General features: G+C 64.0%; 19 protein-coding genes. 5 read left to right on the top strand and 14 right to left on the bottom strand.

Features of this window, described 5'->3' with window-relative positions; translation table 11 throughout:
- Position 1: 1 nt before the first annotated feature.
- From FJ978_RS15655 to FJ978_RS15645, 3 genes are all read right to left on the bottom strand, one after another.
- Entirely contained in the window at positions 2-868 is an 867-nt protein-coding gene (locus FJ978_RS15655) for a carbohydrate ABC transporter permease (RefSeq protein WP_023764706.1), read from the bottom strand.
- Positions 869-870: 2 nt separating this feature from the next.
- Positions 871-1,767, bottom strand: coding sequence for a sugar ABC transporter permease (locus FJ978_RS15650; RefSeq protein ID WP_023764707.1), 897 nt, complete (start codon positions 1,765-1,767; stop codon positions 871-873).
- 148 nt (positions 1,768-1,915) lie between these two features.
- The gene (locus FJ978_RS15645; protein WP_140572822.1) at positions 1,916-3,235 is read right to left on the bottom strand and encodes a sugar ABC transporter substrate-binding protein; all 1,320 of its coding nucleotides are present in this window, start codon (positions 3,233-3,235) and stop codon (positions 1,916-1,918) included.
- A gap of 168 nt (positions 3,236-3,403) precedes the next feature.
- Between FJ978_RS15645 and FJ978_RS15640 the strand changes: the two genes are divergently transcribed.
- Positions 3,404-4,189, top strand: coding sequence for an IclR family transcriptional regulator (locus FJ978_RS15640; RefSeq protein WP_140572821.1), 786 nt, complete (start codon positions 3,404-3,406; stop codon positions 4,187-4,189).
- Positions 4,190-4,255: 66 nt separating this feature from the next.
- Positions 4,256-5,095 (top strand): amidohydrolase, encoded by an 840-nt coding sequence (locus FJ978_RS15635; RefSeq protein ID WP_140572820.1) that lies wholly within the window; start codon positions 4,256-4,258, stop codon positions 5,093-5,095.
- A 10-nt stretch (positions 5,096-5,105) separates the two neighbouring features.
- Here FJ978_RS15635 and FJ978_RS15630 read toward each other — a convergent pair whose 3' ends face one another.
- From FJ978_RS15630 to FJ978_RS15595, 8 genes are all read right to left on the bottom strand, one after another.
- Positions 5,106-6,077, bottom strand: a complete 972-nt coding sequence (locus FJ978_RS15630) for an ABC transporter permease (protein WP_140572819.1) — start codon at positions 6,075-6,077, stop codon at positions 5,106-5,108.
- Position 6,078: 1 nt separating this feature from the next.
- Positions 6,079-7,029 (bottom strand): ABC transporter permease, encoded by a 951-nt coding sequence (locus tag FJ978_RS15625; protein ID WP_140572818.1) that lies wholly within the window; start codon positions 7,027-7,029, stop codon positions 6,079-6,081.
- On the bottom strand, positions 7,026-7,766 hold the full coding sequence (locus tag FJ978_RS15620) for an ATP-binding cassette domain-containing protein (protein WP_140572817.1): 741 nt from the start codon (positions 7,764-7,766) through the stop codon (positions 7,026-7,028). The genes FJ978_RS15625 and FJ978_RS15620 overlap by 4 nt, the downstream gene beginning before the upstream one ends.
- Positions 7,759-8,496 (bottom strand): ATP-binding cassette domain-containing protein, encoded by a 738-nt coding sequence (locus tag FJ978_RS15615; protein WP_140572816.1) that lies wholly within the window; start codon positions 8,494-8,496, stop codon positions 7,759-7,761. Before FJ978_RS15615 ends, FJ978_RS15620 begins: the two co-directional genes overlap by 8 nt.
- 88 nt (positions 8,497-8,584) lie before the next feature.
- Positions 8,585-9,772 carry an ABC transporter substrate-binding protein gene (locus FJ978_RS15610; RefSeq protein ID WP_140572815.1) on the bottom strand — a complete coding sequence of 396 codons (1,188 nt, stop codon included), beginning with the start codon at positions 9,770-9,772 and terminating at the stop codon, positions 8,585-8,587.
- Between the two features lie 24 nt (positions 9,773-9,796).
- Positions 9,797-10,942, bottom strand: coding sequence for an ABC transporter substrate-binding protein (locus FJ978_RS15605; RefSeq protein ID WP_140572931.1), 1,146 nt, complete (start codon positions 10,940-10,942; stop codon positions 9,797-9,799).
- Positions 10,943-10,974: 32 nt separating this feature from the next.
- Positions 10,975-12,135 (bottom strand): CaiB/BaiF CoA-transferase family protein, encoded by a 1,161-nt coding sequence (locus tag FJ978_RS15600; protein ID WP_140572814.1) that lies wholly within the window; start codon positions 12,133-12,135, stop codon positions 10,975-10,977.
- A 2-nt stretch (positions 12,136-12,137) separates the two neighbouring features.
- Positions 12,138-12,689, bottom strand: coding sequence for a MaoC family dehydratase (locus tag FJ978_RS15595; RefSeq protein WP_140572813.1), 552 nt, complete (start codon positions 12,687-12,689; stop codon positions 12,138-12,140).
- A 200-nt stretch (positions 12,690-12,889) separates the two neighbouring features.
- On the opposite strand from FJ978_RS15595, the gene FJ978_RS15590 reads away from it, so the two are divergent.
- Positions 12,890-13,987, top strand: a complete 1,098-nt coding sequence (locus FJ978_RS15590) for a lactonase family protein (RefSeq protein WP_140572812.1) — start codon at positions 12,890-12,892, stop codon at positions 13,985-13,987.
- A gap of 47 nt (positions 13,988-14,034) precedes the next feature.
- Here the strand turns inward: FJ978_RS15590 and FJ978_RS15585 are convergent, their stop codons facing one another.
- From FJ978_RS15585 to FJ978_RS15575, 3 genes are all read right to left on the bottom strand, one after another.
- On the bottom strand, positions 14,035-15,015 hold the full coding sequence (locus FJ978_RS15585; protein WP_140572811.1) for a Tim44 domain-containing protein: 981 nt from the start codon (positions 15,013-15,015) through the stop codon (positions 14,035-14,037).
- A 72-nt stretch (positions 15,016-15,087) separates the two neighbouring features.
- A complete protein-coding gene (locus FJ978_RS15580) occupies positions 15,088-15,381 on the bottom strand; it encodes a zf-TFIIB domain-containing protein (protein WP_140572810.1) in 294 nt (97 codons plus the stop codon).
- Between the two features lie 197 nt (positions 15,382-15,578).
- The gene (locus FJ978_RS15575; protein ID WP_140572809.1) at positions 15,579-16,568 is read right to left on the bottom strand and encodes a zinc-dependent alcohol dehydrogenase family protein; all 990 of its coding nucleotides are present in this window, start codon (positions 16,566-16,568) and stop codon (positions 15,579-15,581) included.
- 102 nt (positions 16,569-16,670) lie between these two features.
- On the opposite strand from FJ978_RS15575, the gene FJ978_RS15570 reads away from it, so the two are divergent.
- Together FJ978_RS15570 and FJ978_RS15565 are read left to right on the top strand one after the other, a co-directional pair.
- Positions 16,671-17,573, top strand: a complete 903-nt coding sequence (locus FJ978_RS15570; protein ID WP_140572808.1) for a LysR family transcriptional regulator — start codon at positions 16,671-16,673, stop codon at positions 17,571-17,573.
- A gap of 115 nt (positions 17,574-17,688) precedes the next feature.
- Positions 17,689-19,335 carry an acetolactate synthase large subunit gene (locus FJ978_RS15565; protein WP_140572807.1) on the top strand — a complete coding sequence of 549 codons (1,647 nt, stop codon included), beginning with the start codon at positions 17,689-17,691 and terminating at the stop codon, positions 19,333-19,335.
- Positions 19,336-19,369: the final 34 nt, after the last annotated feature.

Here is a 19,369-nt window from a genome sequence, read left to right as displayed (position 1 = left end):
ATCAGCCTTTCACCGCGCCGGAGGTCAGGCCGCCGACAAGGTGTTTCTGGACGATATAGGTGAGGGTGAGCGCCGGGATGATCATCACCACGGCGAGCGCGCACATGCCGCGCCAGTCGATGGTGAACTCGGCCGTGTAATCGAGCAGGCCGACCGGCAGCGTCTTGGCGCTGACCGAGCGGGTCAATTGCGAGGCCAGCGCGAATTCGTTCCAGCAGGTCAGGAAGGCGAAGATCGCGGCCGAAGCGATGCCTGGTCCGGCGAGCGGGAACTCGACCTGCCAGAACGCCTGCCAGCGCGTGCAGCCGTCGATCTGCGCGGCTTCCGCGAGATCTTTCGGCACCTGGCGGAAGAAGCCGTCGATCAGCCAGATCGTGAACGGCACGTTGAGCGCGACATAGGCAAGGATTAGCCCGAAATGCGTGTCGATGATGCCGAGCCGCACGTAGAGGAAGAACAGCGGCAGCGACAGCGCGATGCCGGGCACCGTGCGCGTCAGCATCAGGCCCAGGAAGACGCTCGATTTGCCGCGGAAGCGGTAGCGCGCGAAGGCGTAGCCGCCGGCCATGCCGATGGCCACCGCAATCACCGTCGAGGTTACAGAGATGATCAGCGAGTTGCGGAAATATTCGATGACCGGGATGCCGCCCTTGCCGATGCCTGAGAACATCGAGACATAGGCGTCGAACGAAATCTCCTGCGGGATCCACACCGGTGGCTTGGCCATGATCTCGACGGTCGGCCGCAGGGACGACAGCACGATCCACAGGCCCGGCAGGCAGATGGTCAGCATCGCCAGGAACAGGCCGATGCGATAGACGACGCCGGTGAGCCGGCGCTTCAGGCGGGCGGAAGAATTCTCGTCCATTCTCACCACTCCGCACCGATCTGCGTGCGCGCCGCGGCGAGCTTGTTGAAGAAATAGACGGTGAAGGCGATCGACAGCAGGATCGAGAAATAGGCCATGGCGTTGGCCATGCCCATGCGCCCGTCGCTGTAGGCGGTGCGCGCCACCAGCGTCCAGAGCAGCTCCGTGCGGCCCGCCGGTCCGCCATCGGTCATGATCTTGACGATGTCGTAGGCGCGCGCGACGTCGAGCGAGCGGATGGTCATGGCGATGTAGGCGAAGGGCATGACGAACGGCCACGTCACATAGCGGAATGTCTGCCACGGCGTGCAGCCGTCGACGCGCGCCGCCTCGATCGGCTCCTTGGGCATGGCGAGCAGGCCGGCCAGGATCAGGATGGCGAAGATCGCCGTCGACGACCAGATCTCGGCGACCGAAATGGCGATGAAGGCGAGATGGCCCTCGATCAGCCACGGTATGGCGTCCCGTGTGATGCCGAGCGACTGCAGAGCGTTGTTCACCAGGCCGATATTGTCGTTGAACATGAACTTGAACTGGAAGCCGACGAGGATCGGCGAAAACATCATCGGAAACATCATCAGCGTGCGCAGGATGCGTTGGCCACGTGTCGCCTTCTCGACCAGCATGGCGAGGCCGAGGCCGAGCAGCATTTCGAGATTGAGCGCGATGGTCAGCAAGAGCACCGTGCGCCCGAACGCCCACCAGAAATCGGTGTTGGACAGGATCGAAAGATAGTTCCTGAAGCCGACGAAGACGAAGAACGTCTCGGGCCGCGTCAGGCGGAAGGGCGTGAAGCTGGAGTAGAGCGAGAGCAGCAACGGCACCACGACGACCGCCGCCAGCACGATCATTGCCGGAAGCAGCAGCAGGAATGGCGCGGATGGCTTGAAGCCCTTCATCGGAATCCTGTGGTGTTTGCTTTGGACGCCCGTTGTTCAGGCGCGGGCCGGGTACGGAAAGTCTGTCGTTGATGGTTCAGCGCTCTCGCCGGCGAAGCGCGATCGCCTCCCCCATTCCTGATGGGAGAGGCAGCGTTGGGAGACGGTTCTAGAGCTTGCCGGCGTCCTGGAGGATTTGTGTCGCCTTGGCGGCGGCTTCGTCCAATGCCTGCTTGGAGGTCTTGTCGCCGAGGATCGCCGCCTGTAGCTCCGGATAGACGGCGTTCGAAATCTCGATCCACTCAGGCGTCTGCGGCACGGCAAAGGCGTGTTTGGCCTCTTCCTGGAAGGCGGAGAGAACCTCCTTCTTGTACGGATCGTTCTCGGCCTGCTTCAGGTCCCAATCCCAGACCGCGGTGCGGGTCGGCAGCGGGCCGGCGGCGGCCTCGAGCTTCTGGCTATCCTCGTTGGTCAGCCACCAGACGAGCGAAGCGGCGGCTTCCTTGTTCGGGCAGTTCTCGGTCACCGAGAAGCCATGGAAACCGGACCAGCCGGTGCGCTTGCCGGAAGACCCTTTCGGCGCGACTTTCACGCCGACATTGCCAGCGACTTTCGACGATTTCGGATCGTTGAAGAAGCCGGCCCAGCCCGGCCAGTCGAGGTTGATGGCGACGGTGCCCGAGGCAAAGCCCTGGCCGAGATCGTCCCACAGGTAGTTGGTGGTTCCGGCCGGCACGGCCTTGGCCTTGTAGAGGTTGACGAACCAGTCGAGCGCGCGGATGCCAGCCTCGGAGTCGAAGACGGGCTTGCCGTCCTTGTCGAGATATTCGCCGCCCTCGGCGACCACCATCTCGTAGAAGCGGCCGTTGATCGCCTCTTCCTTGCCGGCGAACTGCGTGCCGTAGAAATTGGGCGGGTTGGCGAAGAACTCGGCCTGGTCGCTGACTTCCTTCCAGGTGTCCGGCGGCACCAGGTCATAGCCGTATTTCGTCTTGAACTTGGCCTTGTTGTCGGCGTTCTCGTAGAGGCTCTTCTGGTAGTAGAGCGCCGAAACGTCGAACTGGGCACGCGGCAGCATTTCCAGCTTGCCGTCGATGGTTGCCGCTTTGATCGTCGACGGCACGAAGGCGTCGATCTCTTCCTTCGGCAGCAATTTGCTGAGATCGGTGTAGAGGCCGGTATATTGCGGCGCGAAGGAGGAATGGTTCCAGCCGACGCACCAGTTGGTGCTGCCCGAGGCGATGTCGGACTTGAGCTCCTTGTCGATGTCGAAGCCGTTCTTCTTGGTCAGGATGTTGACCTTGGCGCCGGTCGCCTTCTCCCATTCCGGGATCCGCTCGTAGAGCTTTTCATATTGCTGGCCGCCGATCAGCTTCACGTCGACGGTCACGCCTTCGAACTTGCCGGGCAGGTCGCCGGCAAGGGCGGTGCCTGCGCCGAACGCAAGCATCAATGCGCCGGCGCACACGCCGGAAAGCAGTCTGTTCATTGGTATCCTCCCTGGGTGCGCCTCAGCGGCGACCGCAACTCGTCTGATGACAAGAAGTGTTACATTCATATACAAACAAAACATTCACGGGCACGTCAAGACGAAATTTGTTTCCGTCGGCCGCATTCCTGCGTATATGAAGAATCGATTTTACTGGAGGGGTGAAGCATGGATGACAGCGAGGACGAGCGCTACCGCGCGCCAGCGCTCGACAAGGGGCTCGACATCCTCGAACTGCTGGCCGGCGTCGACGGCGGCCTGACGCAAGCCGAAATTGCCAAGAAACTCGAGCGCAGCCCCAACGAATTCTACCGCATGCTAGACCGGCTGGTGCGGCGCGGTTACGTCACGCGACTGGACGGCGACCGCTATTCGCTGACGCTCAAGCTGTTCGGCCTGGCGCAATTGCACGCTCCGGTCCGGCGGCTGGTTTCCTACGCCACGCCGCTGATGCGCGAGCTGGCCGAGACGTCGCAACAGGCCAACCAACTCGTTGTTTTTGATCGCGGTTCCGCCGTTGTGATCGCCCAGCAGGAGGCCCCGAACTACTGGGGCATCTCGATTCGGGTGGGGTCCCACATCAGCCTGTTCGACACCGGCTCGGGGCATGTGCTGCTGGCTTTCCGCTCGGAGGAAGAACGCCAGATGATGATCTCCGAACATGTCCGCAGCACCGACAAGATGGCGCAGCCGGCCGAATTCTTCACCCGCCTCGACCAGATTCGCGACCGCGGTTATGAGATGATGGCCTCGATGCAGACCGCCGGCGTCTTCAACCTCTCGGCGCCGGTGCGCAGTTCCGACGGCAGGGCGATCGCAGCGCTGTCGATCCCCTACATCACCGTCGTCAATGCGCCCTCGGCGCCCGACATAACCAGGACCATCGAACTGTTGCTGGCCATGGCCGAAAGGTTGTCACGCCTGGCCGGATCGGCAGTCGGCACATCGGCGTAATTCTTATTTGAATGAAGAATTCCTCCGTGAGATGATCTGAAAAAGCCTGAAGGGAGGAACCTCGCCATGATCGTCGACACCCATCTGCATCTCATCGATCGCTCGATGCTGCGCTATCCCTGGCTTGCCGGCGTACCGGCGCTCGACCGCGATTTCTCCTACGGGGAGTATGCCGAGGAAGCGCAGCGTGTCGGCGTCGGGCGCGTGCTGCATATGGAGGTCGATGTCGATCCGGCCGACATCGAGGCCGAGACCGCCCGCGTCGAAGTTCTGTCGCGGCAACCAGGCAGCATGCTCGCCGGAGCGATCGCCTCCTGCCGGCCGGAAGAAACCGGCTTTGCGGCCTATCTCGAACGCCAGCGGGCGAATCCTTTCGTCAAGGGCTTTCGCCGCGTCCTCCATGTCGTGCCGGATGAGCTGTCGGAAGGCGCGCTGTTCCGGGACAACATCAAGCGGCTTGGCGGCGCCGGCCAGACCTTCGACCTCGTGGTGCTGCCGCATCAGATCCCCAAGGCGATCGCGCTGGCCGACTTGGCACCGGATGTCCAATTCGTCCTCGACCATTGCGGCGTGCCCGACATCAAGGGCGGAGCCGAGCATCCATGGCGCGAACATATGAGCGAGATCGCGCGGCGTCCGAACGTCATGGCCAAGATTTCCGGTGTTGTCGCCTATGCCGATCCCGGCAGCTGGACGGTCGGGACGCTGCGCCCCTATGTCGAGCATACAATCGCTGCCTTTGGCTGGGATCGTGTCGTCTGGGGCAGCGACTGGCCGGTCTGCACGCTCGGCGGCGGCCTCTCGACCTGGGTGGCGGCGACCCATGCGCTGCTCTCAGGCTGCAGCATTTCGGAACGCGAGCGGCTGTTGTCCGCGAATGCCCGCAAGCTCTGGCGGCTCGCCTAGCAGCAACCCGTCAGATGGTCGTCGAGACGTGCCGCTCGCGGCCGTAGAGCGAGACCAGCAGCACGATGATGAAACCCAATGCTGCCTGCACCGCCGAGGGCCGGAAGCCGAGGCCGATCAGCAGCGTGTTGATCTCCGTCAGCACCAGCACGCCGGCGATCGTGCCGAGATAGCTGCCGCGCCCGCCGACCAATGCCGCGCCGCCGACGACGACCGCGGCGATGGTCTGGAACAGATAGGGCTGGCCGACATCGCCATAGGCCGAGCCGGTGAAGCCGAGCAGCAGCACGCCGGCCACCGCGGCGAAGAAGGCGCTCGCCGCATAGGTGATGACCCACATGCGGACCGGATCGATCAGCGCCAGCGGTGCGGCGCCCGGATTGCTGCCAAGCGCATAGAGCCGGCGCCCATAGGGGGTCCGTTCCAGCACCAGCACGACGAGTGCCGCCAGCACGACGAGGCTGGGCACCAGCCACGGCACCGGCAGCGGCCCGGCCGATCCGCCGATCGACACGAAGCTGGAAACCGCCTGCGGTGCCGAGCCCGAGGGGAAGCCGGCTGTCCACAACAGCACCAGCCCCTGCACGACCATGCCGATGCCGAGCGTGACGATGAGCGGCTGGATGTCGAGGCTGCGCGAGATCAGTCCGTTCAGCCCGCCGATGAGAAGCGCCAGCACGCCGACAAGGCCGCAGACGAGAAAGAAGTTCCAGCCGTCGCCGTAAAGCTGTGCGGCCACGACATTGGCAAAGCCGATGACGAAGGGAATGGACAGGTCGATGCCGCCCATGATGACAACCAGCGTCTGGCCGATCGAGGCGACTGCCAGCAGCGAAGCGAGCACCAGCATGGCGCGCACGGCGAACGGCGAAGAGTAACCGGGAATGAGGACTGCGCCGGCAAGATGCAGAAGGGCGGCGATGCAGAAGGCGCCGACGACGCGGGCATTGGTCGTCGCGAACAGGTTTCGCTTGGCGGCCATGTCAGCGCCCCCTCATGGCAAGACGTTCCTGCAGAGCGGTCAGCATCACCGCCAGCACCAGTATGGCGCCATAGGCGATCTGCAGCACGAAAGTCGAGACGTTGAACGTCGTCAGCACGCTCTGCAGCAGGAAGATGTCGATCGCGCCGATCGCGGCTCCTGCCACACCGCCACGGCCACCGGCCAGGCTGACGCCGCCAAGCGCGACGGCGGCGATTGCGATCAGCGTGTAGGTCGGTCCGATATTGGGGTCGGCCGAACCGATCAGCGCTGTTAGCATCAGCCCCGCGCATCCGCCGAAGATGCCGGTCATGACATAGGCGATGAAGCGCACGCGGGTGACATCCACACCGGCGGTGTAGGCGGCGCGGTCATCGCTGCCGACCGCCATCAACTGGTCATAGTAAGGCGTGCGCCGCACCAGCCACCAGGCGATGAACATCGCCGCCAGCGGCAGCATCGACAGCGGGCCGGACAGCGCCTTGAGCCAGGCCGGCGCGGGACCGATCGGCGCCGGCAGGATCGTCAGCGTGATGCCGGTGAGGATCAGATAGGTGCCGAGCGTGGCGACGATCGGCTGGATGCGCACGATCGTCGCCAGAAAACCGTTCGCCGCACCGATCAGCGCGCCGATGAGCAAAGCCGCTGGGACGAGCATCAGAGGCGAGGAGATGCCGGCTTTGAGGAAAAGCACCTGGATCACCATGGCGTTGACGAAGCCCATCAGCGGCCCGACCGAAATGTCGATGCCGCCACGGCCGGCGAGGATCACCGGTGTCGAGGCGATCGCCGCGCCGATCAACGGTGCCGCCAGTCCGACCAGCGCGCCCCACGATCCCGGCTGGAACCGCCCCGGGCTGAGGATGAGATTGACCGCAAGCAGGACCACCAGCAGCACGACCGCGAAGCCGACGTTTCGCCCAAGAGACAGGAGGCGCGTGAGAGGGCTCATGCTGCGCGTCCGAACATGGCAGAGATCACGCTGTCGGTGGTCATCGCTTCACCGGAGATTTCCGCCGCGACCTTGTTTTCCCTGAACACCAGCACGCGCTGGCACAGGAGAAGAATCTCCTCGATTTCGCTGGACAGGATGACGAGCCCCATGCCGTCCGCGGCCAGCCCGCGAAAAACATCGTAGAGTACATGCCTTGTCGCCACGTCGACTCCGCGCGTCGGATCGTTGAGAAGCAGGATCGCGGGTTCCAGCGCCAGCGCCCGTGCCAAAAGCACCTTCTGCTGGTTGCCGCCCGACAGGGTGGTGATCGGCGCATCGGGCCGGGGCGCGACGATCGACAGCTTCTCGCGGTAGACGTCGTAGCGTGCCTTGCGCGCCGCGGGACTGATCAGGCCAAGGCGCGTGTCGCGCGACAGTGTCGAGACGGCGAAATTGTCGAGCACCGACTGCGTCGGGAAAATCCCGTTCGCGCGGCGGTCGCGCGGCAGATAGGCAATGCCGCTGGCCACTGCCTTGCGGAAGCCTGTGATCTTGCGGAATGCGCCCATCTCGATCCAGCCGCCAAGTGGCGGCGCCAGGCCGGCGAGCATCTTGAGGAACAGCTCCTGGCCGTGCCCGTCGAGGCCAGCAAGGCCGACGATCTCGCCGGGAGCGATGGTTTGCGTGATCGCGCTGGCGCCCGGCGCGATGACAAGGTCGCGGACGGCTAGGCCTGGAGCGGCGCGATCAACCATGCGCCAGCTCCGCCGCCGTGCGTGGCGCCATCGCCTTCAGCAATTCCGACGGCGTCGAGGCACCGCGTTCTTCGGTGCGCACCACGCTGCCGCCGCGCAGGATTGAGATGCGATCCGAAAGCGACATCACTTCGTCCATGCGGTGCGTGATGAACAGGATGAGGCAGCCTTCGCCGGCCAGCGCGCGCATCAGCGAAAAGACGGATTCGCGATCGGCGAAGTCGAGCGCGGCGGTGACTTCGTCGAGGATCAGGATTTTTGGATTGCGCACGATCGCGCGGGCGAGAACGACCAGTTGCTGCGCGGCGAGCGGCAACAGGCCGGCGGGCCTGTCGAGGGGCACGTCGGTGACGGCGAAGCGCTTGAGCGCCGCTGCCGCCCTGTCGCGGCGTTCGTTGCGGGGCACGGCGCGCCGCAGCAGGCGGTCGAGGCCGAGCAGGATGTTGTCGGCCACGCTGCGATCGGGCGCGATCAGTACCTCCTGGAATACCGTGGCAAAACCTTGTGCCTGGAATGCCGAGGGGCTCGTGCCCGAGAACGGCTTGCCCTGCAGCAGGATTGCACCACTGTCCGGCTGGACGATACCGGACAGGAGCTTGACCATCGTGCTCTTGCCCGAACCGTTCTCGCCCAGGATGGTGTGGATGGTACCCGCCCGGAACGCGATCGAAGCATCCGCGAGCGCGACCGTCTCGCCGTAGCGTTTGGATATGTTCGTGATCTCAAGCATGCGGTGTTTCGAAGCTGGCAAGCCGGATCCCCGAAAGGAGCCGGCTCGCTGAGATTTTATCTGTCGCAGGCGTCAGTTTGCGCCGGCATCACTTTGCACAGGCATCTGGCACCTTCGAATAATCCCAGCCCTTGGTCGGTGCCGGGTTCGAGAAATAGGCGTCGAGCCATTCCTCCGGCATCGGGTCCGTCGGCGGTATCGGGAAGATCGAGACGGCATCGGTCGTCATGCAGTCCTTGTACCATTGGCCGAGATCGGCGTTGTGAACCGGCGGGATCGGGATCAGCAGCGTGTTCAGCTTCGGCTTCTGGCCGTCGAGCATGCGCTCGCCGACGCGAAACAGTGTCTCGGCGGTCCAGTGCGGCAGTACGGCATGGCCTTCGAAGCGGTATTTGTCGGGGTTGGCCTTCCAGTAGCCCAACGCGTCGCCCGTGATCGAGCCGGTGATCAGTGGCGCCGGGCGACCGGCTTCGGCGAAGGCCTCGGCAACGACGCGGCTTTCGCTGCCGGTCGTCCACACCGCGTCGATCGGCGCCGGGTTGGTGGCGATCGCCTGCAGCACCACGGTCTTGGTGACGTTGGCCGTCCAGTTGCCGTTGACGGTGCGCGAAATCTTCAGCTTCGGATTTTCGGCCAGCGCCTTGTCCGCGCCCTGGCGTTCCTGGACGACGATCGGGTGACCGGCAATGCCTTCGACGAGCAGGATGCTGGCGCCGTCCGGCTGTGCCTTGCCGATCGCCGTCATCATGTCATAGCCCCAGCGCGCATAGTTGGAATCGACATTGATCGCGTTCGGACTGGTCACTGAGCCAGCGGCGGTGACGAACGGAATGCCGGCCTTGGCGGCTGCGTCGATGGCATCGTCGAGTGCGGTGGCGGAGCCCGGAATCGAGGTGATAATCGAGCATTTCTTGTCGATGAAGGCGCGGATCTGGTTGATCTGCTGGCTGGCGTCGTTGTTGGAATCGGAAATCTCGAAGCTCGACACCGTGCCGTCGGCGATCAGCCCGTCGACGAGCCGCTTCAACTCCTTGGTGACAGTGACCCGCCAGGGATTGCCCTGGTAGGATTCCGAGTGGCACCACTTCCACGGCTTCGGCGGCGGGGTGAAATTGTCCCAGGCCGAAGGCAGCACCTTTTGCGGCGCGCCGTCATACTGCGCCTTGAGTTCGGTCGGCAGTCCGCCGATGACGCCCTGCACATCCTGCGCGTAGGAAGTGGTTGCCAGCGAGGCGAGGGCGGTAGCGGCCAGCAGGCCGCGGGTTTTGTTTTTCATTGTTCTCCTCCGTTCGATTTCGTTTCAGGCTCCTCCACCGGCAGCGCCGGACACCTGCACCAGGGAACTCTCCTGGAACAGGCGATTGAGATCGGCAACGACCTGGGCGGCCTTGTGCCCTGAACTCATGCCGGAAAGGATGCGTTCGGACGCTGACTGCTGGAACGCCATGTAGCCGTCATGGCGCGGCCGCACCCATGAGCCTTCCAGCGTCGCGCGCGTATCCCGATAGAAATTGCCGGTCACGGCGTTGACCGTCCGGTCCTCCCAGGCGGCGGCATGGCCGGGCTGTCCGCCGGCGGCGGCGTAGGGACCGCGCTGGACATCGCCGCTGGCGACCCAATAGGCGAAGTCCATCGCGGCATCCCTGGCTTTGGAAAAGGCCGACACCGCTATGCCGGTGCCGCCGAGCGCCGAACCGATCGGGCCGTTCGAGCCGATGACCGGAATGTCGGCGAAAGCCAGCCGGTGCGCGCGAAAGCCCGCGATCGCATAAGAGACGTAGCCGTAGATCAGCGGTGCGCAGACGATCCGCGAACCGGCCTCAGCCATCCGTTCCGAAACGGCGATCGGATCCATCTCGAAGCAGGCCGGCTCGACCAGAGCCGCGACCTCGCGCATCGTCTCGAAGACTTCGCTGCCGGTCTCGATATCGATGAGATCGCACGATGGATCGGTGGCGCAGGGACGTTTGAGATTGCCGGCCAGCGTGTAGAAAGCCATCAGCACATGGGGTGGCCGCAGCGGCAACAGCACACGGCCTTGCCGGGCGAGATCGAGCACATCGCTCCAGCGCGCTGGCGCTGCATCAAGTGCATCCGGCCGCCATGCCTGCACCTGGCTGGCGGCATCTATCGGGAATGCCCATTGCCGTCCTTGCCAGTTGTAGCTCGGATAGGACTGGCCAACGCTGCCCGAGGCAAGCGCGGCGCGCTCGGCCTCACGGCCGGCGACATCCAGTGGCGCGAGGCAACGCTCCGCCGTGATCTGGCCGACATGCGGGTGGTCGATGACGATCAAATCATACGTGCGCGCCAGTTCCTCGACCGGGAAGGACTCGAAATCTTGGAGCGAGCGCTTGTGCCATTCGACGGCGACACCGGTCTTCTGCTGCCAGAGAGCAGAGCAGGCGACCATCGGGTCGTAGCCGCGCGGATGGCTCCAGGTCATGCCCCTGAGGGTGGGCACCAGAGTGAGCGTGGTCACAGGCCGAACTCCCGGCGGATTGCGGCACTGTGCTCGCCGATGCGCGGTGCCGCCCGATCGACCTTGGCCCTGATGCCGTCGACCCTGAGCGGCGAACTGGTGGTGAGGATCGAGACATCGTCCTCGCGCGTCACCGTCTGCAGCATGTCGAGCGACTGGAACCCTTCGCTGGCCAGCATTTCCGGCCAGGTCAGCACCTTGGCGCACCAGATGTCGGCGGGCTCGAGGATATCAAGCCATTCGTCGATGGTCTTGGTGGCGATCCGCTGCGCGATGATCGCCTTGATGTCGTCACGCGCGGTGAACCACGATGCCGGCTTGTCGCGATAGGGCGCCAGCTCATTGAGCGACAAGAGATCAGCGAGTTTCGGGATCGGCGTCATGGCGATGGCGAGATAGCCGTCCTTGGCCGGATAGACGCCGTAAGGCGCCGACAGATAGGCATGCGCGCTGCGGAAGCTGGAGCGGCGCGGCAGGCGGCGCCCGTCATTGAGATGCGTGGTCAGCACCTCGAACTGGAAATCTACCAGCGCTTCCAAAAGGCTGGTTTCGATATGGCTGCCTTGACCGGTGATGCCGCGCCGCACAAGTGCCGCCAAAATGCCTTGCGCGCAGGCCGCACCCGCCAGCATGTCGCCGATGGCAAGCCCGAACGGCACAGGCCCCTGGTCCTCGTCGCCGTTCAGCCACATCACCCCGGAGCGCGACTGTGCCAAAAGGTCCTGGCCGGGCCGCTTGACCCATGGTCCTTCTTCGCCATAGCCGCTGATCGAGGCGTAGACGAGCCGGGGATTGATCTTGCGGACGGCTTCGTAGTCGAAGCCGAGCCGCTCGATGACGCCCGGCCGGAAATTCTGGATCAGCACGTCGGCCTGGGCCAGCAGCCCGCGCAGCGCCTTCAGGTCGGCCTCGTTCTTGAGGTCGATGGCGAGGCTTTCCTTGGCCCGGTTGATGGCATGGAAGATAGTGGAATCGCCGCCGATTTCGGTATCGCTGAGATAGAGCCGGCGCGACAGGTCGCCGCCATCCGGGCGCTCGATCTTGATGACGCGGGCGCCGAGATCGAGCAGCCTGAGCGAGCAGTAGGGCCCGGACAGGAACTGGCTCATGTCGACGACGACGAGACCGGCAAGCGGCAATTCGGCCAAAGCCGGCATTCTTATTTCTCCGTCTTGCCGACGAAATCGGCAGGGTCGCGGTACTTCACCGTCTGCAGGTGCTCGCAATACAAAACGAGTTCGCCTTCGCCCTTGAACACCTCATAGCTGGCGCGGATCAGCCCCATCTCCTTGTAGCGGGGCGTCTTGTCCAAATTGGAGCGGATCGAATAGATCGTGTCGCCGATGAAGACAGGCTTTATGAAGCGGAGCTTGTCGTAGCCATAGGAAAAGGCGTTGACGCAGTTGGTGGCGACCAGCCCGAGGCCAGCCGAAAAGACGAAGGCGCCGGCGATCAGCCGTTTGCCGAAAATGCCTTCGCTTTCGGCAAACATCTGGTCCTGTACGTAGGGGTGGATGTCGAGCACCAGCGTGTTGAAAAGGTGGCTGTCGCCTTCCGCCATCGTGCGCCGCAACGAGCGGATCTTCTGGCCGACCGGCCAATCCTCGTAGAACCAGTTCTCGGCATTCCACACCGGCAGCGCAGCGTGATCGGCCGGCATGTTTTTGGGGTGCGTCGAGGCGACGCCGACAGTGGGCGCGAAGTCGTTCATGGCTGGCTCCGGCGATCTCGCAGGAGGCTTCGCGCAACCGTTCGAACACGCATCGAGGCGCAGGAATGCACGACGTCTCCTCCCGTCAATCTTCTTTTGTAAATAGTATTTTCACATATGGGGTTGCGTTGCAAGCGTGAACAGGCGAAATTTTGGCCCGTCCCGCGGCACCCGAGCGCCCGCGGGGAAGGGAGGAAATCATGAGCAACGCCTGTCTGGTCTTCGTCGGCAGCCTGAACCGGGAAGCGCCGTATTTTCAGGGCGCGCGCGGCGTCGGCCTCAGCGTCTACAGCTTTGATGAGAAAACACTGGAAACCAAAAAGCTGGCCGAGACCGATGACGTCGACAATCCGACCTTCCTGTCGGTGACGCCGGATGGCACGCGGATCTACGCCAATTCGGAAGTCTTCACCTGGCGCGAGGGAACCGTTTCCGCCTACGGCTTCGATCGTGGCTCCGGTACGCTCACCTACCTGAACAAGCAGCCATCGCTGGGCAGCATCGCCGCCCACAACACCATCACCCGCGACGGGACGAAGCTGCTGGTCGCCAATTACGGCATGGGCGAGGGCGGTCCGGATCGCGCCGTGGCAGTCTATGGTTTCGACAAGGATGGCGCGTTGACGCCGCCGCTGGCCAGTGTCTCGCATAAGGGAACTGGCCCGAATGCGACCCGGCAGGAGCGTTCGCACGCCCACAGCGTCACCGAGACCATTGCCGGGGGCACGGCCATCGTCGCCGACCTCGGCATCGACCGGCTGGTGTCCTACCGGATCGAACGGGATGGAAGCCTGAGCAAGCTTGCCGAATCCGAGTTGCCGCCGGGCGCCGGTCCACGCCATCTCGCGCTCCATCCGAACGGTCGTTTCGTCTTCGTCATGAACGAGCTGGATTCGACCGTGGTGTCGATGAAGTTCGACGAGGCGAGCGGCAAACTCTCCATCGTCGACGCCAAACCGGCGGTGCCGGCCGAGGCGCGCGACAGCAACCATTGCGCCGATATCCAGATCGCGCCGGACGGCCGCTTTGTCTACGGCTCCAACCGTGGTCACGACAGCGTCGTCATCATGGCGGTCGACCAGCAGACCGGTGCACTGAGCCTCGTTGGCTATGTCCCCTGCGGCGGTGCGACGCCGCGCAACCTGGCGCTGACGCCGTCAGGCGGTCATCTTTTCTCGGCCAACCAGAATGGCGACCGCATCTCGATCTTCGCCCGCGATGCCGACAGCGGCATGCTGGCCGACACCGGACGTGCCATCGGCATCGGCACGCCGATGTGCGTCAAGATCGTGCGCTGAACCGCTCGCAACGACGCCTCGAAGCCTGGGATAAGACTGACCGGGGCTCAGGCCTGTTGGATGGCCGAGAGCTTCCAGTTCGAGCCGTTCTCGCGCATGAATGTCCACAATTCGGTCGTCTCCGTCGGATGGTCATCGTCACCCTCGACGGCCTTGCCGCTGGCTCGTTCGCGCATCACGTCACGAGACTCGTAGCGCAATGCGGCCGTGGCGTAGTCGCGGTCGTCCTCACGCCAGCTTTCCGCGATGTCGGCCTGCAGCAAGGTAATGTCCGATACCTCGTTCCTGAGACCTTTCTGGGCATTGTCGGCCAACTCTTCGGACAGATAGGACACCATCTCGGGAGTCGTCGCCCGGCGCAGGGCGGCGTGATCTTCGCGTCCGAATGCTTCCTGGACATCGGTCAACAGTTGCTGAAATGCATCGAGGTCGGTCTGGGCCAGCGTAATCTCCTCGGAGCCGCCGGTCGGAGAACTTCCACCCGAACCGCCGCCAAAGCCGGGGATTGTGAAAGAGCCTGCCGATTGCTGCGGTGACGTAGCGCGGTTCTCAAACCGCGAAGCCTGGGCATTGCCGGCACCGGCGAGCGCAGGACCACGCGCGGATTGCGACCGGAAGAACCTGATGGCCAGCATGATCGCGCCGCCGATAAGCACGGCCTGCAGCAGGAAGCCGAACATGCCGGCAAGGCCGCCGAAGCCTTGGCCCAGGAGCAGCCCGATCAGGCCGCCGATCAGCAGCCCGCGCATCATCGTTCCACCGAAGCCGCTCATGAAGCCGGGCCTCTGCAGGCCCGCCTGCGGCTGCCGGGCGGGGTTGTTCACACCGGTGTTGGGTGTCATCGACCGCTCGACCGGAGCGGTCGGCGCCGGTGCGGTCCTTGTCGGCGGCGCGGATTGGAAGGTACGCATGCCACGGCTGCCGAAACTGCCGCCGCGGCGGGCCTCGGCATGATCGATCGCGACCATGGAGAACGCCAGGAACAGTCCTGCAAAGAGGGCGGCAAATCGGTTTGTGCGCGAAATCATCGGGATGGACCTTATCGACGTGGTTTTTGAGATTTCAGCAAACGACGGCCCGGTACCGGGCGGCGCCATGCCTCAATCGAACAATTCTTCGAAGAATGATTTCTTCCGCTTCGGATAGCGGTGGCCCTGCGAGCGGGAATAATCGTCATCGCGGCCTTGGCTATGCTGCCGCTGGGAGAATGGCGCCGGCTGCGGCGCGGGCGACGCCTCCCTGCCCGAACGTTCGATGATCTTGTCGAGTTCGCCTCGATCAAGCCAAACGCCGCGGCACTGCGGACAGTAGTCGATCTCGATACCCTGGCGTTCGCTCATTGTGAGCGCGACGCGGCAGGAGGGACAAACCAAACCAAGAAGGGAAGATGTCATATGGGGCTCCAAACCAAAAGGAAATGAGCCCGCTTGACCGAAAGGTATGGAAACGGGCCCGTTATAGCGGTCCGACATCACAATCGCCAAGAACGATCGTCAGAGGGGCCCGGCCCGCAGGGGACAGTTAGGAATGCGGGACCGTGCCTTCAAGGGCGATATTGCCGCGAGAATGATTTGTTCGCCGTTGCGGCCCTTCAGAGCGTCACCACGATCTTGCCGAACTGTTCGTTCGACTCGAGATAGCGATGTGCCTCGACAATCTGGTCGAAGGCAAAGGTCCTATCGATAATTGGCCTCAGCGTGCCGGTCTCCAGGCCTCCAAGGATAAATGCCTTGGCGGCTTCCAGCTTGACCGGGTTGCCGGTGATCTCGTGGACCAGGTAGCCACGCAGCGTCAACGTCTTGCCCAACACCGCAGCCAAAGGGAACGGCGTCGGCTCACGGCTGAGGCCGCCATATTCGATGAGAATGCCGCCAGGTGACATGGCCGCTGTCAGTGGCTCGAAGATCGGGCCGCCGACCGCATCCAACACAACGCGGACGCCTGGCGGTCCGGCGATTTCCTTTAGTCGGGCCTCCAGGTCTGCCTCGGCCAGGATCACGACGGCAGCCGCTCCGGCGTCGAGCAGGGCTTGTTTCTTCGCCGATGTGCGCGTCACCGCGATCGCCGTCGCGCCGACACTGCTGGCGATCTGGATCGCGGCAAGTCCGACACTGCTCGACGCCGCCGTGATGACGACGACATCTCCACCGCGTAGCCTGGCGATGTCGATCAGCGCGCCGTAGGCGGTGAGATACTGCATCCAGAGCGCTGCTGCCGTTCGCCAGTCGAGCGATGGCGGGTGTTTGACGACGAGCGCGGCGGGATAGGTGACCAGTTCGCCATAGGCCGGCCAGCGAACCATCGATCGTGGTGGGATGATGCTGACGGCATCCCCGGTGGCGAAATCCGTCACGCCTTCGCCCACCGCCTCGACGACGCCGGCTGCTTCCAGGCCAAGCCCGGAGGGCAGGGCGGGCGTCTCGATATAGGTTCCCGCACGCAGCAATGCCTCGGCGCGGTTGAGGCCCAGCGCCTTGACGCGGATCTGCACCTCGCCCGGACCCGGAGCGGGGAGGTCGACATCCCCGATGCGCAATACCTCGGGACCGCCATGCTGGTGGAAGCGGACAACACGTGCCATTCAGGATACTCCAAATCATTTGAACCGAATGAGCTATGCAGAGAATGCTCTCGCGGATAAATGGCGGTAAGGATAAAGCAGTAGAAACCAGGAGTTCCGAATATGGATCGGCTCGAGAGCATGGCTGTCTTCGTTAGGGCGGTCGACCTCGGCTCGTTCGCGGCTGCTGCCGTCGCACTCGATCTGTCCGGACCGATGGTCGGCAAGCACGTCCGCTTTCTCGAGGAGCGCCTCGGCGTGCGCCTCATCAACCGCACCACGCGCCGCCAGAGCCTGACCGATTTCGGCCGCGCCTACTATGAACGCTGCCGGGTAGTGCTGGCGGAGGCTGAAGCCGCCGATGCGCTCGCCGCCGACCAGCTCTCGGAGCCACGCGGAAAACTGCGCGTCACCATGCCGGCGCATTTCGGCCGCCACTGCGTGACGCCCGTGCTGCTGCAACTGGCGCGGCAATATCCGATGCTGGAACTCGATCTGTCCTTAAGCGACCGCTTCGCCGATCTTGCCGAGGATGGCTACGACCTTGCCATCAGGACCGGCGAATTGGACGACAAGGCCGGCGTGATCGCGCGCCGCGTCGCACGCCAAGGCATGGTCGTCTGCGCGGCGCCCTCCTATCTCGGAATTCATGGCGAACCACGGCGGATCGAGGACCTCGCCGATCATCAGTCGATTGTCTATCGCCGGCTCGGCCAGGTCGTTCAGCCGTGGCTGTTTGCGCGTGAAGGGCAGCCCCTTCAGGAGATATTGCCAACCGGCCGATTGCGGCTCGACGACCTAGACGCCATCGCCGATGCCGCGGTCGTTGGCATGGGGATTGCCTGGCTGCCTTGGTGGCTGGTTCGCGAGCGCATTCGGGCAGGCGCGCTGGCGGTGCTGTTGCCGGACCAGCCGCGCCATCTCTACGACTGCCATGCCCTTTGGCTGCAGGCGCCGCATCTGCCGCTCAAAGTGCGACTGGCCGTCGACGCGCTGGCGACCGCCTTGCCGAAATTGATGGCGTGATCGCCCGTCGCGGTTAGCTCTTCCGTGAACCAATGCGCACTTCCGGCCTTTGCGGCGCCGCTTTCCCTGCCATATGAAGGTGGCTGGTGGAATTTGCGCATCGTGGGAGAGACAGTTGACCAAAGGTTCGGATCTGTTCGTGGCAGCCCTCGAAAATGAAGGGGTCGACCGGATCTTCGGCATTCCCGGCGAGGAAAATCTCGACATCGTCGAATCGATCCGCCGCTCGTCGATCCAGCTGATCCTGACCCGCCACGAGCAGGCGGCCGCCTTCATGGCCGCCACCTATGGCAGGCTCACCGGCAAGGCAGGCGTGTGCATCACCACGCTTGGTCCCGGCGCGCTCAACCTGACGACCGGCTCGGCCTATGCGCTGCTCGGCGCGATGCCGATGATCATGATCACAGGCCAGAAGGGCATTCTGTCATCGCGGCAGGCACGCTTCCAGATTGTCGACATCGTCGCGGCGATGAAACCGCTGACCAAGCTGTCGCGCCAGATCGTCTCGCCGAAGATGATCCCCTCGCTGGTGCGCGAAGCCTTCCGTGTCGCACAGGAGGAGCGTCCCGGCCCCGTGCATCTGGAACTGCCGGAAGACATTGCGGCGGCGGAGTGCGAGCCGATAGCACTCGTGCCGACGCACCCGGTCGAATTGCCTCTGGCCAGCGCCACCGCGCTCGATCGTGCCGCCCGCATGATCATGGAGGCCAAGCGTCCGCTGCTGATGTTCGGCGCGGCGGCGTCGCGGCCGCGCGTGACCCCCGATGTCGCCCAGTTCGTGCTGCGCACCCAAATTCCCTATTTCACCACGCAGATGGGCAAGGGCACCGTGCCCGGCGGCACCGAGCTCTATATGGGAACGGCAGCCCTATCGGAGCGAGACTATGTGCATGAGGCCATCGAGCAGGCCGATCTGATCATCACCATCGGCCACGACACGGTCGAGAAGCCGCCCTTCATCATGGGCGCCAAGGGACCGAAGGTCATCCATGTCGGCTATCAAACCGCCGATGTCGAACAGGTCTATTTCCCGCAAGCCGAGATCGTCGGCGACCTAGGCCCTTCGCTGGCGCTGCTGGCCGACCGCATCGAGGGCAAGATTCCCAACGCACAGGCGCTGCTGCCGTTGCGCGAAGGCATTTTGAGCCGGATCGCGGCGCGCGCCACCGAAGATCGCTTCACGCCGCAGCGCATCGTGCATGACGTGCGCGCCGTGATGCCGGCGGACGGGATCCTCGCCCTCGACAACGGCATGTACAAGATCTGGTTCGCGCGCAACTACCGCACGCGCATGGCAAACACGCTGCTGCTCGACAATGCGCTCGCCACCATGGGTGCCGGCCTGCCGTCGGCGATGATGGCGGCGCTGCTCTATCCCAGGCGCCGTGTCATGGCGATCTGCGGCGACGGCGGCTTCATGATGAACAGCCAGGAACTGGAGACCGCCGTCAGGCTCAAGCTCAACCTCGTCGTTCTGCTGCTTGAAGACCACGCCTATGGCATGATCCGCTGGAAGCAGGCGGTCGACGAATTTCCGGATTTCGGCATGACCTTCGGCAATCCCGATTTCGTCAAATACGCCGAGGCCTATGGCGCCAGGGGGACCAGGGTTGGCGAGATCGCCGACTTGCAGCCGGCGCTGGAACGGGCCTTTACCGGCGGCGGCGTGCATCTCGTCGTCGTGCCCATCGATTATTCCGAAAACACCAGGGTGCTTGTCGACGAATTGCGCGAGCGGCTGCCGGCGCCGCAGGCGAGTTGACGGCGGCAAAGCCGCCGTCAGGATTGCCTGGAGC

Source organism: Mesorhizobium sp. B1-1-7, assembly GCF_006442705.1.
Lineage (GTDB): Bacteria > Pseudomonadota > Alphaproteobacteria > Rhizobiales > Rhizobiaceae > Mesorhizobium > Mesorhizobium opportunistum.
This window is presented reverse-complemented; position numbering and strand designations above follow the sequence as displayed.

Excerpts from the sequence above, each read along its gene's own strand:
- FJ978_RS15595 (WP_140572813.1), bottom strand. The coding sequence starts at position 12,689 with ATGAACGACTTCGCGCCCACTGTCGGCGTCGCCTCGACGCACCCCAAA.
- FJ978_RS15655 (WP_023764706.1), bottom strand. The coding sequence starts at position 868 with ATGGACGAGAATTCTTCCGCCCGCCTGAAGCGCCGGCTCACCGGCGTC.
- FJ978_RS15580 (WP_140572810.1), bottom strand. The coding sequence starts at position 15,381 with ATGACATCTTCCCTTCTTGGTTTGGTTTGTCCCTCCTGCCGCGTCGCG.
- FJ978_RS15620 (WP_140572817.1), bottom strand. The coding sequence starts at position 7,766 with ATGGTTGATCGCGCCGCTCCAGGCCTAGCCGTCCGCGACCTTGTCATC.
- FJ978_RS15615 (WP_140572816.1), bottom strand. The coding sequence starts at position 8,496 with ATGCTTGAGATCACGAACATATCCAAACGCTACGGCGAGACGGTCGCG.
- FJ978_RS15600 (WP_140572814.1), bottom strand. The coding sequence starts at position 12,135 with ATGCCGGCTTTGGCCGAATTGCCGCTTGCCGGTCTCGTCGTCGTCGAC.
- FJ978_RS15625 (WP_140572818.1), bottom strand. The coding sequence starts at position 7,029 with ATGAGCCCTCTCACGCGCCTCCTGTCTCTTGGGCGAAACGTCGGCTTC.
- FJ978_RS15570 (WP_140572808.1), top strand. The coding sequence starts at position 16,671 with ATGGATCGGCTCGAGAGCATGGCTGTCTTCGTTAGGGCGGTCGACCTC.
- FJ978_RS15635 (WP_140572820.1), top strand. The coding sequence starts at position 4,256 with ATGATCGTCGACACCCATCTGCATCTCATCGATCGCTCGATGCTGCGC.
- FJ978_RS15605 (WP_140572931.1), bottom strand. The coding sequence starts at position 10,942 with ATGACCTGGAGCCATCCGCGCGGCTACGACCCGATGGTCGCCTGCTCT.
- FJ978_RS15585 (WP_140572811.1), bottom strand. The coding sequence starts at position 15,015 with ATGATTTCGCGCACAAACCGATTTGCCGCCCTCTTTGCAGGACTGTTC.
- FJ978_RS15590 (WP_140572812.1), top strand. The coding sequence starts at position 12,890 with ATGAGCAACGCCTGTCTGGTCTTCGTCGGCAGCCTGAACCGGGAAGCG.
- FJ978_RS15630 (WP_140572819.1), bottom strand. The coding sequence starts at position 6,077 with ATGGCCGCCAAGCGAAACCTGTTCGCGACGACCAATGCCCGCGTCGTC.
- FJ978_RS15650 (WP_023764707.1), bottom strand. The coding sequence starts at position 1,767 with ATGAAGGGCTTCAAGCCATCCGCGCCATTCCTGCTGCTGCTTCCGGCA.
- FJ978_RS15645 (WP_140572822.1), bottom strand. The coding sequence starts at position 3,235 with ATGAACAGACTGCTTTCCGGCGTGTGCGCCGGCGCATTGATGCTTGCG.
- FJ978_RS15610 (WP_140572815.1), bottom strand. The coding sequence starts at position 9,772 with ATGAAAAACAAAACCCGCGGCCTGCTGGCCGCTACCGCCCTCGCCTCG.
- FJ978_RS15575 (WP_140572809.1), bottom strand. The coding sequence starts at position 16,568 with ATGGCACGTGTTGTCCGCTTCCACCAGCATGGCGGTCCCGAGGTATTG.
- FJ978_RS15640 (WP_140572821.1), top strand. The coding sequence starts at position 3,404 with ATGGATGACAGCGAGGACGAGCGCTACCGCGCGCCAGCGCTCGACAAG.